Genomic DNA, 16,009 nt, shown 5'->3' on the forward strand with positions numbered 1-16,009 from the left:
AGAAAGAATAGCTGAGGGTTGGGTTTAACAATATAATATCCTTAGTGCAGTTTAGTTAATAGTTATTATATTATATGCTAAATAAACCTAAAGCTAATATGTCCTTAAACCATAGCTATATAGCCTCAAAAGATACAGATCCAATAGAAACAAAAGGTTGGTTACTTTCTATATGTTCAGTAATAAAGACAAAAGGCTTATTGCGTTCTAAATACCTAGCCGCTAAAGTACATAATAAGCTACTAAAAACAAAAAGAAACCTATTCAGAAGAACCCAACTTCTATACATAAATACTGTTCCTTCTATAACTGAACCAACATACCCTGGTAACCTAAAACTAGAATTCTATGTATGCTCTTTTATTAGATGGAATGCAATAATAATAATATTAAGGGCTTCAAGAAAGAATACAGAACTAGGCGGCCACATCTCCTCTTTTCAGTCTTTAGCTTTAATATATGAAGTATGCTTTAACCACTTTTTTCAATCAGATAATAACTATAAACCCAAAGACTTAATATACTTTCAAGGCCATAGTTCTCCTGGCATATACGCAAGAACATATATAGAAGAAAGACTAACTGAACCCCAATTAAATAGCTTTCGTCAAGAAGTAAAAAGAAAAGGTATTTCATCATATCCACATCCAAAACTAATGCCTAGCTTTTGGCAGTTCCCTACTGTTTCTATGGGTCTTACTTCAGTTAATGCTATATATCAAGCTAGATTCCTAAAATACTTAGAAAATAGAGATCTTAAAGATACTAAAGCTATAAAGGTATATGCTTTTTTAGGGGATGGAGAACTGGATGAACCAGAATCTAAAGGAGCAATTTCGATAGCTTCTCGAGAAAAACTAAATAACCTTATATTCATAATTAACTGTAATCTTCAAAGGCTAGATGGACCGGTATTAGGAAATAATAAGATTATCTTTGAATTAGAAAACCTATTTAATGGTTCTAGTTGGAAAGTCATAAAAGCTATTTGGGGTTCTAAATGGGACCGGCTTTTATTAAAAGACACTAGTAATAAACTAATAAAGCTATTAACTGAAACTATAGACGGTGACTATCAAACCTTAAAAACAAAGACTGGGTTTTATATTAGGAAGTATCTTTTTGGTAAATATAATGAAACAAAAAACCTAGTAAAAAGTTTAAGTGATAATGAACTATGGGATCTAAATAATGGCGGTCATGATCCTAAAAAGATATACGCAGCTTTCAAAAAAGCAGTTGCTGTTAGTAATAAACCAGTGGTTATCTTATTTCATACAATAAAAGGCTATGGAATGGGAACCTTAGCTGAAAGTAAAAACATAGCACATCAAGTAAAAGCTATGTCTAAAAAAGACTTAACATATTTTATAAACAGGTTCTACTTAACTAATATAATAAAAGATAGTTATATAGGCTTCTTACCATACTTAAGGTTTTATAGGCATTCAAAAGAATATCTGTATATTCATAAGAGACGTCAGCTATTACATGGTTATATACCGAAAAGACTAAAAAGGTTTACAGAAAAGATAAACCTTTTCATATTCGATATATCAAAAGCTATAATAAAACCCATAAGAACTTCTATAACTTTAGGACTTATAAAGCTACTAAATAAGTTAGTTGATCTAAGCTATATTAAAGCTAGGTTAGTTATTATTATAGCTGATGAAGCTAGGACTTTTGGTATAGAAAGCTTATTTAAAAAGATAGGCATATATAATATAGATGGACAAAAATACATTCCACAAGACTATTTGTCTCTTTTTTGCTATCGTGAATATAAAAAGGGACAGGTATTACAAGAAGGCATTAACGAATTAGGTGCTTCTAGTTCATGGTTATCCGCTTCAACAGCATACAGTAACAATAACTTAGCTATGGTTCCTTTTTATATTTATTATTCAATGTTTGGGTTTCAAAGAGTTGGGGACTTACTATGGGCAGCAGGCGATCAACAAGCAAGAGGCTTTTTAATAGGAGGTGTGGCTGGAAAAACATCGCTTAGTGGTGAAGGGCTCCAGCATGCAGACGGGCATAGCCATATCCAGTCATTAACAATACCAAACTGCATTTCGTATGACCCAACCTACGTCTATGAAATACTAGCTATCATACATAATGGAATATATCGTTTATATGGAGAAAAGCAAGATAATGCATATCTTTATATTACTATCTATAATGAAACCTATTCTATGTTTAATATAAAGAAAGGCATAAAAGCTGGAATATGTAAAGGAATATATAAGCTAGGTTCTACTATGGGAATCAGAGGTAGGGCTCAACTATTGGGTTCAGGTTCTATTCTGTGTAATGTGTATAACGCTGCTAAGGTTCTCTCAAAAGAATATGATATTAGTTCGGATATCTACAGCGTAACTTCTTTTACTGAATTAGCAAGGGATGGCCAAGACTGTGAACGTTGGAATATGCTACATCCTAAAGAAAAACCAACTATTCCATATGTTTCTAGCTTACTTAATAAATACCCGTCTGTAGCTGCAACAGATTATATGAGGATGTATGCAGAGCAAATAAGAAGATATATCCCTAGTAAACAATATTATGTTTTAGGTACAGATGGGTTTGGTCTTTCTGATAACCGCAGTTGCTTACGTAGTTACTTCGAAAATGACACTAAATATATAGTTATTGCTGTATTGTATGTATTAACAAAATGTAATGCTATTTCTAATAACTTAATAATTGATGCTATTCTAAACCTTAATATTAATTGTAATAAACTTAATCCACGTATTTTATAATATAATGACTATTAAAATCAATGTACCGGATATTGGGAATAAAGAAATGGAAGTTATTGAAGTTCTTATTAAGGAAGGAGATATTATAAAACATAAACAACCATTATTAATAGCCGAAGGAGATAAAACATCTATTGAAGTTCCTTCCCCTACTAATGGAACCGTAGAGGCCATAAAAGTAACTATTGGTGATAAGATAAAAACCGGTTCTTTAATAATGACTCTTAAAGAAATAAACCCATTAAGTTCCCCAAAAAGAACCAACTCAAATAACTCAAAAGTAACAACAGATAATAGCTATACAGGTTCTGAGTTATTGAATACATATTCAACACCAAAACTAAAGCGCTTAGCAAATAAGTTCGATATTAAGTTAGCTTCTATTAAGGGGTCAGGAAATAAAGGACGTGTATTAGAATCTGATATACAATGCTATATTAAATCTAAACTAAAACAAGCTAACGAAACCCTAACTAACAAACTAAGTTCTAATATGTTTGGTAATATAAAAGAAATAACTATAAAAAGAACCCAAAAGCTATTAGGAAAAGCTCTCCATAAAAGCTGGTTAACTATTCCACACGTTACACAGTTTGATGAAGCTGATGTAACAGATCTAGAAAGGTTCCGTATTAAGCAAAATATAAAGCTCAATAATAAGACCATAAAACATAAAGTTACTTTGTTATCTTTTCTAATTAAGGTTGTTTCTAAGGTTCTAAAAGAAATGCCATTATTTAATAGTTCTATAGCTGAAGATAATGATAAGATAATATATAAAGAATATGTTAATATAGGAATAGCTGTTAATACAGGTAAAGAATTATTAGTGCCAGTTATCCGAAATGTTGATAAGAAAGATATAATAGAGTTATCATATGACTTACTAGAAGTTTCTAATAAGGCTAAGCTAGGAAAGCTCAGGAATGAGGACTTTCAAGGGGGAAGCTTTACTATTTCTAACTTAGGAAACATAGGCGGTAGTTATTTTACTCCTATAGTTAACTATCCAGAAGTAGCAATTCTTGGTGTATCTAAGACCTATATAAAACCAATATGGAACGGTAATAAGTTTATAGCTAGGCTAATAATACCAATATCTTTATCTTATGACCATAGAATAATTAATGGTGCTGAAGGTGCTAGTTTTATAAGAATGCTTAATTATATAATATCAGATATTCGTTATTTACTAGCTTAAACTACAATAACTAATAAAATAATGAACTTTAAGTTTAAAACAAATGTTATAGTTATTGGTTCAGGCCCTGGGGGTTATTCAGCTGCTTTTAGGTGTGCTGACTTAAATCTAAATACCATCTTAATAGAACAATATAATAATATTGGAGGCGTATGTTTGAATGTTGGATGCGTTCCATCTAAAACCTTATTACATTTAGTAAAAGTTATTAGCGAAATAAAAGCTATAAAAAGATATGGTTTATTATACAACAATGAAGAAATAAATATCAATAAGATACGAAGCTGGAAAAACAATATTATTATCAAAGTTAACAGCTCTTTATATAAGCTAGCTAAAGTCCGTAATGTCAAAGTTATTAACGGATATAGCTTTTTTATTAACAGAAATACTATCCAAATTAATAACAATAAAAGCATAACAGCAGTTAACTTTGAATCCATAATTATAGCAACTGGTTCAAAACCTATATTGTTACCAATTATTAAACCAATAGTCTATAAAAACATATGGACTTCATCTGATGCTTTAAAACTAAAGCTAATACCAAAAACATCTTTAGCTATAGGAGGCGGAGTTATAAACTTAGAGCTAGCAACAATATATAGCTATTTAGGTTCAGTAGTAAATATCATAGAAGCCTTTAACCAATTATTACCAGAAGTTGATAAAGATATAGTTAATGTCTTTATTCAAGAAACCAAACCAAAAGCTAATATTATATTAAATACAAAAGTAATATCAATAAAAAGCAGAAGAAATAAAGTATATACAAAGCTATATAATAAAGAACTCTATACTGTCCTAAAAAGCTATGATATAATAGTGATTGCAATTGGACGTCTACCAAATATCAGTTTACTTAGTTTAGAAAAGACTAATGTTAAAACTATCAAAGGCTATATATGCGTCAATAAACAAATGCGTACTAACATATCGAATATTTATGCTATAGGTGATGTCATAGGAAAGCCTATGTTAGCTCATAAAGCGGCTAATGAATCACATATTGTTGCTGAAGTTATAGCTGGGAAAAGCTACTATTTTGAACCAAAAGCTATTCCAATTATTATATACACTCAACCTGAAATAGCATTAGTAGGATATACAGAACGAAAAGCTATAGAAGATAATATAAACTATGAAGCTTCTATATTTCCATGGTTAGCTTCTAGTAAAGCAATAATATCCAATTCTAAATATGGAATAACAAAATTAATCTTTGATATAAAAACAAATAAGATAATAGGTGGTCTAATAATTGGTTCAGATGCTGGAGAGTTAATAGGAGAACTAACTTTAGCAATAGAAATGAGTTGTGATGCTGAAGATATAACATTAAGTATTCATGCCCATCCTACATTATATGAATCGATAAATATAGCATCTCAAATATATACAGGCACTGTAACAGACTTATTAAACTTCAAAGCTAAATAACATTAACGAATACGAAATAGAAACCTACCTCTATTTAAAACATAAGGAGTGACTTCAACAATTACTTTATCTCCTGTTAAAAAACGTATATAGGGTTTACGTAAACTATGAACCATAACAACATGACCATTTACTAACTCTACAAGAAAGCTAGCATTAGGTAATATTTCTAGGATAGTACCTTGTAGCTCAATAGTTATAGCTTTTATCATTAACTAATCCTTTTAGTTGGGGGGGTTTTAACCACATATGCTATTAAAAAAAGCTTTAGTATCTAAAGCAGCCATACACCCACTTCCAGCTGAAGTTATTGCTTGTCGATAGTAACTATCAACAGCATCTCCTGCCGCATATACACCAGGAATAGAAGTAGCTGTTGAACTATTAAACCCAGTTCTTGTTTTAATATAGCCTTTATTTAATAATAGCTGTTCCTTAAAAACACTAGTATTAGGAACATTGCCTATTGCGATGAAAAGACCATCAACAGATATCTTTTTAATATTATTATTGATAATGCTTTTTAGTTTTATGTTAGTAACATATGTTTTATTACCTAATATTTCTTCAACGATATGATTCAAATGTAAAACAATAGCTTTATTTAAAACCTTAAACATTAGCTTTTTTATTGTTATAGCTTCCGCTTTAAAATAGTTACGACGATGGATTAGGTGTGTTTTATTGGCTATATCTGATAAAAATAGAACTTCTTCTAAGGCGGAGTTTCCCCCACCTATTACCCCTACGTTTTTGTTATGGTAAAAATATCCATCACAAATAGCGCAGGTTGAAACTCCTTTTCCTTTATAAAACCCTTCTGATTCTAATCCTAAATATTTAGGTGAAGAGCCAGTAGCGATGATTAATGAATCACAATAGTATTTTTCATTACCTAATAAATAGAAAGGCTTTTCAAGTAAGTTAGTCTTGATAATACTATCAAATATAAGCTTTACTTTAAGTTTAACTACGTGAGAATACATACGTTCCATTAAAAGCTGGCCAGTTAAACCTTCAGCTTCTCCAGGCCAGTTTTCAATATTATTTGTATTAATTAACTGACCACCTATCGAATTTCCAGTTATTAGTATTGGTTTTATATTAGATCTAGCTGCGTATATTGCAGCTGTATATCCGGCAGGACCTGTTCCTAATATAATTAGCTTATAGTAGTTCATATGCTTTTGTAGTAGATATTTATTAAAAGAACTAAGTTAAAGAATAATAACATAGGTAGCCGATATAGCTTAGTAGGTTAGAGCAACGCTTTCGTAATGCGAAGATCATAGGTTCAACTCCTATTATCGGCATAGATTCTAACTATATTATGAAAGATCTATATATTGTTTTTATAACCAAATAATAAGCTTTAAAACCAAACCCAACTAGAACGTCTGTAGCAATATCAGAGAAATAGGATCTGTGTCGAAAGGCTTCTCTAGCAGCTATATTAGATATATGAAGTTCAATAAAAGACATATTTACTGCTAATAAAGAGTCTCTAATAGCTATGCTGGTATGTGTGTGGCCTGCAGGGTTAATAACCATATAATCAATATATCTATAGGTTTGATGCACATAGTCAGTTAACAGATATTCTGAGTTAGTTTGAAAGTATTCTATTTCTATACCAGCTGGTAAGTATAGTTCAGTAATATCTGCTATAATAGACGATATAGTTATATAGCCATATTTATCAGTCTCTCGAATACCTAACATATTAAGATTTACGCCATTAAGGAATAAGATACGGGTAGTCTTTATCATGGTAGAGGCCTTTAGCAGAAGCTGTTAGAAGATGTAGAAGCTGTTATAGGATTAGAAACTATAGAAGCTATATAGAACCTAGCTAATAGACGTATATGCAAGGGAGAAGAACCGTAAATACAGTTAAGTTAGTAGTTGGTTCTTGGTTCTGCTAATACTTTAGTATATGGTTTAGGTTAGACATAAGCTTTCCCCCCAGTTAAGACCAACACATCATAACACAGATTCAAAGAGCTATCCTCTCCTTCCCCCATATATACCTACCGCATCTGTCTCATACTCTGGTTTTAATCCTTCAACAGCTTATTGATTAACCGGACAACCAGTAGGTCTTTCCCCCTTTCTAGTTCATATTATTAACACTTCCTCCTTCTCCTTAAACACTAACTAACCCCCTCCCCCCCCCTTCCTTCCTTTCCTTTAGTCTCAACCACCCTCCTGAGAAGACCTAAACACTCCCCACCCTACCTCCACAATACCTACCATCTAACCCTAAATGACCTCAGCAACCTTGTACGATAAGCTTTGGAATACGCATGTCATTAAAATACAGAACAGCGGTGTGTCCTTGTTATATGTAGATATTCACTTTATTCACGAAGTAACATCTCCACAGGCATTTGAAGCTGTTAACCAATATGTCCATAGCCCTAAAACCACTCTAGCCATTCCAGACCACAATATTACAACCAATCCAGAAAGAAACAAAAACACTAACTTCGGTTCTCAAATAGAGCTACTAAGAACAAACTGTAAGAACCATAGCATAAGCTTTCTATCAGGCCATGATGAAAAACAAGGCATAGTCCATGTTGCAGGACCAGAATTAGGAATAACAACTCCAGGCTCAAGTATTGTATGTGGAGATTCTCATACTTCAACACACGGCTCTTTTGCTTCTCTGGCGCAAGGCATAGGTACTTCTGAAGTTGGAAATACCTTGACGTCACAAACGCTTCTTCAAAGGAAGAACCGATCTATGGAAGTTAGCATAGCAGGTAAACTGCAAGCTGGATGTGCAGCTAAAGATGTAGCATTAGCTTTAACTAAAACAATAGGAGTTTCTGGAGGTTCAAGTTATTCTATAGAGTTCAAAGGAGACACATCCCAAAGGACGGCAGTAAATTGTCGTTCAACATTGTGTAATATGTCCATAGAAGCTGGTGCAAAGGTTAGTTTGTTATCAGTTGACAACATGCTTCTTAATTATCTAAACAACCGAACGCTATACGTTCATACTTTAAGTTCTAACCCCTGGAAGAACCTAAGAACAGACCTTAGTACAGTGTTTAATAAATGCATCTCAATTAACGTAAACTCAATAGCTCCTCAAGTAACTTGGGGAACATCTCCTGAAATGGTTTCTTCAGTCGAAGATAGAGTTCCAGACCCTGCATATGAATCCAATCCTGACAAAAGAAAAACTATGGAAACTGCCCTTAGCTACATGCTTTTAGAACCAGGTAGGCCTATTAACACAATAAACCTAGACTACGTTTTCATTGGTTCCTGTACTAATAGTCGAATAGAAGATTTAAGAAGCGCAGCAAGTATTGTTAGAAAGCTGAACAAAACCGTTGATAAAAGAATTAGGAAAGCAATTGTTGTTCCAGGTTCTGGCTCTGTAAAAAAACAAGCAGTAGCAGAGGGTCTTGATAAGATATTCAAGAACGCTGGGTTCGAATGGCGTAATCCTGGCTGTTCTATGTGTATCGCAATGAATTCAGACAGGCTATTCCCAGAGGAAAGATGTGCTTCTACTTCTAACAGAAACTTTGAAGGAAGACAGGGGAAGCTTAGCAGAACACACTTAGTCAATCCAATGATGGCGGCATTGGCAGCTATTAGTGGTAAGTTCCAAGATACTAGAAGAGTGGTTTAAATGGAGAAAGTGATAATACACAGAGGGGTTATTATCAGTATCGAAAAAGATAACATAAACACTGACATCATTCTTCCAAAGCAGTTCTTAAAAGTAACGTCCAAATGCAAACTCGGATGCTATCTATTCAGCGAATGGAGATGCCCTTCAAACCAATCCAATAGTGAGCCCTTTCCATTAATGCTAAGGACAAGCAACAAAGTCTCTGTCCTGCTAGTTAGGAAAAACTTTGGCTGTGGTAGTTCAAGAGAGCATGCGCCTTGGTCTATTAAGCAATATGGTTTAAACATTCTCATTGGGATTAGCTTTGCTGACATATTCTACGTTAATGCTATTAAGAATGGGATATTACCTCTAACTCTAAAAGAAACCGATGTAGCATATATAGCTCAGCTCTTAGCAAATGCTCCTAGGTTTCAGATTACGGTGAACTTAATGGACAGAAAGATAACCTCGAACTCATATAAAGCCTGGCCGTTTTGTGTTCCTTCCTTTTATCGCTTAGCATTATTGAGAGGCTTGTCAGAAACTGAATTAATCCTTAAACACATCAAGGATATCATAAGCTTTGATAGAAGCAATGAGTGAACCCGAACTTCTTAATTATGGTTATATATTATTATTATTATAACGAAAGCATATGAGCCGTATATATGAATATTGCTGTTCTACCCAGGTGATGGAATAGGTCCTGAAGTTATTAAGGAATCAATCAAGGTACTGAACGCACTGAGCATACACCAAATAACCATTAAGGAATCTCTTATTGGCAGAACAGCTTTTGAAGCCACTGGTAGTTTTTTGCCTGAATCAACAATAAGTCTGGTTAAGACAAGCGATGCAGTTTTGCTTGGTGCAGTAGGAGCTAACAGGACTTCTGACATTACATACTACCCTGGTCCTGAAACAGCACTTTTAAAACTAAGAAAGTTAATGAGATCCTCCATAAACCTCAGACCAATCAAGCACTACGATTCCATTAACACCAACGGCTCTAATGTCTCTAATGTCTCTAATGTGCAGGGCACTGACATATTGATTCTGAGAGAGCTAACCAGTGGAGTTTACTTTGGTAAGCCAAAAAACGTAAGAAAGCTATACACTCAGAACAATGCAGTATCGCTAGAAGGTTTTGATACAATGAAGTATTCTGATTCAGAAGTTAGAAGTATAGCGCACGTTGCTTTTAAAACCGCTAGGTCTCGTAAAAAGAAAGTACTATCAGTGGACAAAGCAAATGTACTCGAAGCTTCCAAAGTATGGAGGAACATGGTTTTAGAAGTATCCAAGTGTTATAATGATGTTAGACTATGGAACAATTACGTTGATAGTGCAGTAATAGAAATATTATCGAACCCAAAAGAATTCGATGTAGTTCTTTCTGGTAATCTTTTTGGAGACATTCTTTCTGACCAACTTTCAATAGTCTCTGGTTCTTTAGGAATGCTGCCTTCTGCATCCTTGGGTTTTAATGGGAAAGGCATGTATGAACCAGTTCATGGATCAGCTCCAAACTTAACACACAGGAACTTGGCTAACCCAATAGCTGCTATTCTTTCGTTATCGATGCTGTTAAGATATTCGTTCCATCTAAACAAACAGTCAACTATGATTGATAATGCAGTAGATAACATTCTAAGAAAGAACTATAAAACAGCAGATATCTCCAACGGTAAAAGATATGTTAGTACGTCTGAAATGGGAGAGCTGATCGCTTCATTAATTAGAACTGCTTTTTAATATCTAAGAATGCCAGGAAGAACCTGTATTGGAATTGTAGGTTGGAGAGGCTTGGTAGGTTCGGTATTTATCAAACAGCTTGCTGCTAACATTAACAACGAAAACACTAAGTTCATATTTCTTAGTAGCTCATACAAAAGGTTGATTAAGATCTTAAAAGGAAGCTACTACGTAAAGAAAGCTAACGACGTTAAAGCTCTATTAAAATGCAAAATTATTGTTACAATGCAAGGCAGTGGCTACACTGATATCACACTTGCTAAGCTAAGAAACCTGAATTGGGTTGGCTATTGGATTGACGCAGCGTCTTCTCTTAGAAGGTTGCTTAATGTGTGTGTAGTGTTGGACCCCGTAAACTCTAGTAACATCAAAAGATCCATAGAAGCCAGCAAAAAGAGTTTCGTTGGTGGAAACTGCACCGTTAGTTTAATGCTAATGGCGTTACATAGTTTAATCAGGAGAAGCAAGATGAAATGGATGTTCGTTACAACTTTTCAATCTGTTTCAGGTGCTGGCGCCAACTACGTTAAGAGCTTGCTGTTACAGATGGCAGTATTGAGTAGAGTTAGGTTTAGGAATGTGATAAGCTCAAGTATTCAGTTTAGAATAAGCGACCCAAACGCAAGTGAAACTGTTGCTGGTTCAATTGTGTCTTGGATAGATGAAGAAACGAATAAGTTAGGAACGTCAAAGGAAGAGCAAAAGGGTCTTATTGAAGCTAACAGGATATTAGACTTACCAATGAAGATTCACGTTGGTGGAGTGTGTGTAAGAGTTGGAGTGTTAAGATGCCATTCACAAAGCTTTCTAATTAAGGTTGAAAGAAAAATGTGTTTTGGCTGTGTTGCTGATATAATTCAATCGACCAGCAGATGGGTTAAGTTATTGCCAAATAGAAAACCATACTCAAGGTTACTATTAACTCCTGAAGTTATCTCTGGGTCTTTGGTGATTGCTATTGGTAGGCTAAAGAAAATGGCATTCAATAGTGGACTCCTATCAATGTTTACAGTAGGTGATCAGCTGTTATGGGGGGCTACAGAACCTATAAAGCGAACACTTAAACTCTTTTGTCCAACCACGAACTAATCATATGTTGGACCTCGTTCTTTCAGTCTACAATGCAGATGGGTGTGGTGGGTTCTGTTAGAAGTCTCAGTAGGTAAAGTAATTGACTGAGGAACCTATCCACCTGAGGTTATCGTACATCTTCTTAACAAGAGCATAACTATTATGTATAGAAACGCACAAAGGTATGTACATTTAAGGATGCATTCAGAGTTCTCAATATTAGATGGCACTATCAGGCTAAATGAAGCGTTAGAATGCGCAAAGGCAAACAGACAAGGGGCTTTAGCTTTAACTGATCTCAATAATATGTTTGGAGCAATAAAGTTTTATAAGCTATCAAGAATTCAAGGCATTAAACCAATAGTCGGATGTAACCTATCAATTAAACATGGTAGTTCTGAAAGTAGGAACAAAAGCAATATCATTTTGCTAGCCACTAACGTACAAGGGTATCGTAATCTTTGTAAAATAGTTACTATGGCTTGGACAAATCATAATATCAACAGCTATTCAGTTCTCGATGCATATAACATAACTCAAAGATCTTCCAGTTCAATAGCTATAGAAAGAGAATACCTGAAAGGAGAGCTAACAAGAGGTCTCATAGTTTTATCAGGAGCAACACAAGGAAACATAGGACAGGCCATAATGGACGGAGAAATGCATGCTGCGAGAAACCTGTTGAATGAATGGTTAGAAGACTTCTCTGGTAGTTTTTATGTTGAGATTCAACGTAGCGGCCAACAAAGCGAGGAGCGTTATATAGATGGTGCAATAGAAATAGCTGTGAATTCTAGAACACCAATCGTAGCAACACATCCAATTCAGTTTCTCAAATCAACAGACTTTCAAATGCATGAAGTCAGGGCTTGTATTTCTGAGAATAAGACTCTTTTTAATAAACAAAGAGCCAAGAAATACACATATGAACAGTATTTCAAATCCAAAAGAGAGATGTGCAGCCTATTTAAAGATATCCCTTCAGCTTTAGAAAACACTGTACTTATAGCTAAAAGATGTAACTTAACCCTGAGGTTAGGAGATATTAAGCTTCCTACTTTCCCAAAGCCTAAGGGTATTTCAATTAAAAAGCTTTTCGTAGTTTCAGTAGTTAATGGTTTAAAAAACAAGATCCAAAAGAAACGAATAAGAATTAAAAGTGCTTCTTTCGTTCAATACTTTAACAGAATAGTATTTGAGTTCGAAGTAATACTTAGAATGGATTTCTTAGGCTATTTCCTGATAGTTTCAGACTTTGTATGTTGGGCTAAGAGAAATGGAGTTCCAGTGGGTCCAGGTAGAGGGTCTGGTTCAGGTTCTCTAATAGCATTCATTTTAAATATTACCGATGTTAACCCAATTCAGTACGGACTGCTGTTCGAAAGGTTCTTAAACCCAGGTCGTATAGCAATGCCAGATCTCGATATAGACTTCTGTCAAGTGGGTAGGGACAGGGTCATAAACTATGTAATGGGTCTGTATGGAAGTAACCTGGTATCACAGATCACAACGTTCGGAACATTTGCGGCAAGAGCTGCAATTCGAGACATAGGAAGAACATTAGGTTTACAGCATGTCATAACAGACAACATTGCAAAACTCATTCCCCAAACTACTGAACAGCAACAAAAGCTTAACTACAACACACTAAAGCTTGAAACCATCGTATTGAATCCTGAAAAGCCCGAAGAATATACACGGCCTATGGTAGGTAGTAGCGTTAGACGCTTGATTAATTTAGCAGTTAGGATGGATGGCTTAGCTAGAAACGTGGCAGTTCATGCCGGAGGAGTGTTAATATCACCAGTAAAGATTTCGATGTTCTGTCCTTTGTATTCACAAGAGGGCGAAGCCAATATATTAGTAAGCCAATTCGATAAAGATGATGCAGAGTCAGTGGGGTTAGTAAAGTTCGACTTTCTTGGACTTACAACTTTAACTGTTCTCAATAACACAGCAAGACATATTAAAGCTCTCCATAAGCTGAAGGCTTGGACATTGGAGGGCATATGTATGGAAGATATGGATTCATTTAAGCTCTTGCAAAAGTCAGATACCATAGCCATATTCCAATTTGAAAGCTCAGGAATGAAAAGGATTCTAAGAACAGCTAAACCAGATTGCTTTGAGGATATTATAGCTCTAATAGCTTTGTTCAGGCCAGGCCCTATGCATTTAATGTTCAGTTACTGCAAAAGAAAACATGGGTTGGAAAGCTCACAATACATAAACAACCGTCTGGAACCTATATTAAAAGAAACATATGGAATAATAATATATCAGGAACAGGTCATGCAAATCGCTAGAGTTATCGGTAGATACTCACTTGCAAAAGCTGATTTACTCAGAAGAGCAATAAGTAAAAAGCAAACACTCGCAATGGAACACCACAGGCTGATCTTTCAAAAAGGTGCCAGGTGCATTGGATTAACCAACGATGAATCTAAAGCAATATTCGAACTAATGGAGAAGTTTGCTTGCTACGGTTTTAACAAGTCTCACGCAACAGCTTACGCTATATTAGTCTTTCAGTCAGTCTGGTTAAAAGCTCACTATCCAGCTGAGTTTCTAGCTTCAAACTTAAGCTTATCAATGCACGAAGTTAACAGGACTATCAAATTGTATAAAGACTCTTCAAATAGAAACATAGAACTCCTGAAACCAGATGTTAACAAGTCTTTTTATCAGTTTAGGCCAGTTGAGCTTGAATCCATAAAGACTATGTTCAAACCAAGCTCTAAACCTAAATATAAACCTAAAGCTATATTGTACGGACTGGGTGCGGTCAAAGACGCCGGTAAATACGCTGTTCAAGAGATCATAAAGATTAGAGAAACCAAGGCTTTTTCAGGCTTACTTGACTTCTGTTTTAGAACTAACCGAAGAAACATAAGCAAGAAAACCATTGAGTCTTTAATAAGATCTGGCGCCTTCGATAGTTCTTGTTGTTCAATAAGAAGATGTGTTTTAATAAGAATGTTATCAGCGATTATAAGGTATTCAGAAAGAATAAAGACATCCGTAGATATCAGCGACTTAAACCCAAACAGCGATTCCTTTGAGATTAACCTAAACAGAGCAATGAGAAAGATAAGTCCAATTTGGAGTGAAAGAAGACTATTATATGAAGAAAAGAAAGCATTAGGTTTTTATCAGTCTGGACATCCATTTAAGGTATTTAAAAGTGAAATTAGAAGACTTGTTCCAAATAGCATAAGATTCTATAGAACTAGCTCTATAGGAAACCAAGCCCTCTTATGTGGCGTAGTTACCAGCTATTTCCATAAGCTAATTAACAACAAAATCGTAGCTGTTATTCTTTTAGAAGACGACGAAGACCAATGTAGCATTTATCTCAACAGCTCAACATTACCGTCCGATGTTAAACTAGACAAACTTATAATAGCAACTGGACTCATTCTCGCTCCAAAAGACTACGATAGATTAACCATAACAGCTGACAGAACATATAGTTTAACGTCCGAATGTATTAAACAATGTAGGCTTGTAACTCTTGTTTGTAACTTCGAATCAAACATCACAAAAGCTTCTAGCTTCTTTAAAAAACCCACAAACAACTCAGACAAACCTATATACGTACAGATAAACCACAAGTCTAAGTCTTTTGTAATCTTAGACCATAAGTTAGCGATACCAAACGAAGCTACATTAAAAGAACTTAGGAAAGCTCTTGATAATGGAAACCTAAAAGTCAAATATATCTACTAAAAGCCTGAGTCTTTAAATTCAATTCGCTGTTGAATAAAGAGTCCAAAGAATAAAAGCTCCTTACATCAACCTTCATAATATGAACTATAAAAGAACTACAATTTACTACATGCCACTGCTTACTACTTTGTGTTACGAATGCTGAAGAACCATACAAACCTTTGAATAACCCATGTATTTCCTTAGCAACGCCTCTAATGTGAACACTCGATGTACCTTCAGTCACTATGGTATAAACATGATTCAACTTAAAGTCCGAGTATATTTTGGTGTTTACAGTTTTTAGTTTGTATGTTGTGTATACGATTTTTAATATAAGCTCTACATCACACATTCTCACCTCAGGTTCTGTATTCTAAACCCAATACAAACAGTCTACATCGCTAGTTGTTTATTGTTTTGACT

General features: G+C 34.6%; 12 protein-coding genes and 1 tRNA gene. 9 read left to right on the forward strand and 4 right to left on the reverse strand.

What is annotated here, in order from left to right; all coding sequences use genetic code 11:
* Positions 1-74: 74 nt before the first annotated feature.
* From aceE to lpdA, 3 genes are read left to right on the forward strand one after another with little or no spacing between them, the layout of a single operon-like run.
* Positions 75-2,771 carry a pyruvate dehydrogenase (acetyl-transferring), homodimeric type gene (gene aceE, locus FKM95_RS00095; protein ID WP_226338814.1) on the forward strand — a complete coding sequence of 899 codons (2,697 nt, stop codon included), beginning with the start codon at positions 75-77 and terminating at the stop codon, positions 2,769-2,771.
* 4 nt (positions 2,772-2,775) lie between these two features.
* On the forward strand, positions 2,776-3,972 hold the full coding sequence (locus tag FKM95_RS00100) for a 2-oxo acid dehydrogenase subunit E2 (RefSeq protein WP_159128819.1): 1,197 nt from the start codon (positions 2,776-2,778) through the stop codon (positions 3,970-3,972).
* Positions 3,973-3,993: 21 nt separating this feature from the next.
* Positions 3,994-5,412 carry a dihydrolipoyl dehydrogenase gene (gene lpdA / locus FKM95_RS00105; protein WP_159128818.1) on the forward strand — a complete coding sequence of 473 codons (1,419 nt, stop codon included), beginning with the start codon at positions 3,994-3,996 and terminating at the stop codon, positions 5,410-5,412.
* Positions 5,413-5,414: 2 nt separating this feature from the next.
* On the opposite strand, the gene infA is transcribed toward lpdA, so the two are convergent.
* A complete protein-coding gene (gene infA / locus FKM95_RS00110) occupies positions 5,415-5,624 on the reverse strand; it encodes a translation initiation factor IF-1 (RefSeq protein ID WP_159128817.1) in 210 nt (69 codons plus the stop codon).
* Between the two features lie 27 nt (positions 5,625-5,651).
* The gene (gene trxB / locus FKM95_RS00115; protein WP_159128816.1) at positions 5,652-6,593 is read right to left on the reverse strand and encodes a thioredoxin-disulfide reductase; all 942 of its coding nucleotides are present in this window, start codon (positions 6,591-6,593) and stop codon (positions 5,652-5,654) included.
* Between the two features lie 58 nt (positions 6,594-6,651).
* Between trxB and FKM95_RS00120 the strand changes: the two genes are divergently transcribed.
* Positions 6,652-6,725 (forward strand) — tRNA-Thr (locus tag FKM95_RS00120).
* A gap of 10 nt (positions 6,726-6,735) precedes the next feature.
* On the opposite strand, the gene FKM95_RS00125 is transcribed toward FKM95_RS00120, so the two are convergent.
* Entirely contained in the window at positions 6,736-7,182 is a 447-nt protein-coding gene (locus tag FKM95_RS00125) for a type II 3-dehydroquinate dehydratase (RefSeq protein ID WP_159128815.1), read from the reverse strand.
* A 496-nt stretch (positions 7,183-7,678) separates the two neighbouring features.
* Here FKM95_RS00125 and leuC point away from each other — a divergent pair, with 496 nt between their 5' ends.
* The 5 genes from leuC (at position 7,679) to dnaE (ending at position 15,604) form a co-directional block, all read left to right on the forward strand.
* Positions 7,679-9,064, forward strand: coding sequence for a 3-isopropylmalate dehydratase large subunit (gene leuC / locus FKM95_RS00130; protein WP_159128777.1), 1,386 nt, complete (start codon positions 7,679-7,681; stop codon positions 9,062-9,064).
* Positions 9,065-9,652, forward strand: a complete 588-nt coding sequence (gene leuD, locus FKM95_RS00135; RefSeq protein ID WP_159128776.1) for a 3-isopropylmalate dehydratase small subunit — start codon at positions 9,065-9,067, stop codon at positions 9,650-9,652.
* Between the two features lie 72 nt (positions 9,653-9,724).
* Positions 9,725-10,804, forward strand: a complete 1,080-nt coding sequence (leuB, locus tag FKM95_RS00140; protein ID WP_226338815.1) for a 3-isopropylmalate dehydrogenase — start codon at positions 9,725-9,727, stop codon at positions 10,802-10,804.
* A gap of 9 nt (positions 10,805-10,813) precedes the next feature.
* On the forward strand, positions 10,814-11,893 hold the full coding sequence (locus tag FKM95_RS00145; protein WP_159128775.1) for an aspartate-semialdehyde dehydrogenase: 1,080 nt from the start codon (positions 10,814-10,816) through the stop codon (positions 11,891-11,893).
* A gap of 144 nt (positions 11,894-12,037) precedes the next feature.
* On the forward strand, positions 12,038-15,604 hold the full coding sequence (gene dnaE, locus FKM95_RS00150; protein WP_159128774.1) for a DNA polymerase III subunit alpha: 3,567 nt from the start codon (positions 12,038-12,040) through the stop codon (positions 15,602-15,604).
* Here the strand turns inward: dnaE and FKM95_RS00155 are convergent.
* A complete protein-coding gene (locus tag FKM95_RS00155; protein ID WP_159128773.1) occupies positions 15,588-15,938 on the reverse strand; it encodes an RsfS/YbeB/iojap family protein in 351 nt (116 codons plus the stop codon). The two genes, dnaE and FKM95_RS00155, sit on opposite strands and share 17 nt — an antisense overlap.
* Between the last annotated feature and the right edge of the window lie 71 nt (positions 15,939-16,009).

This window comes from Candidatus Tremblayella phenacoccinincola (assembly GCF_009805595.3).
Classification (GTDB): domain Bacteria; phylum Pseudomonadota; class Gammaproteobacteria; order Burkholderiales; family Burkholderiaceae; genus Tremblaya; species Tremblaya phenacola_D.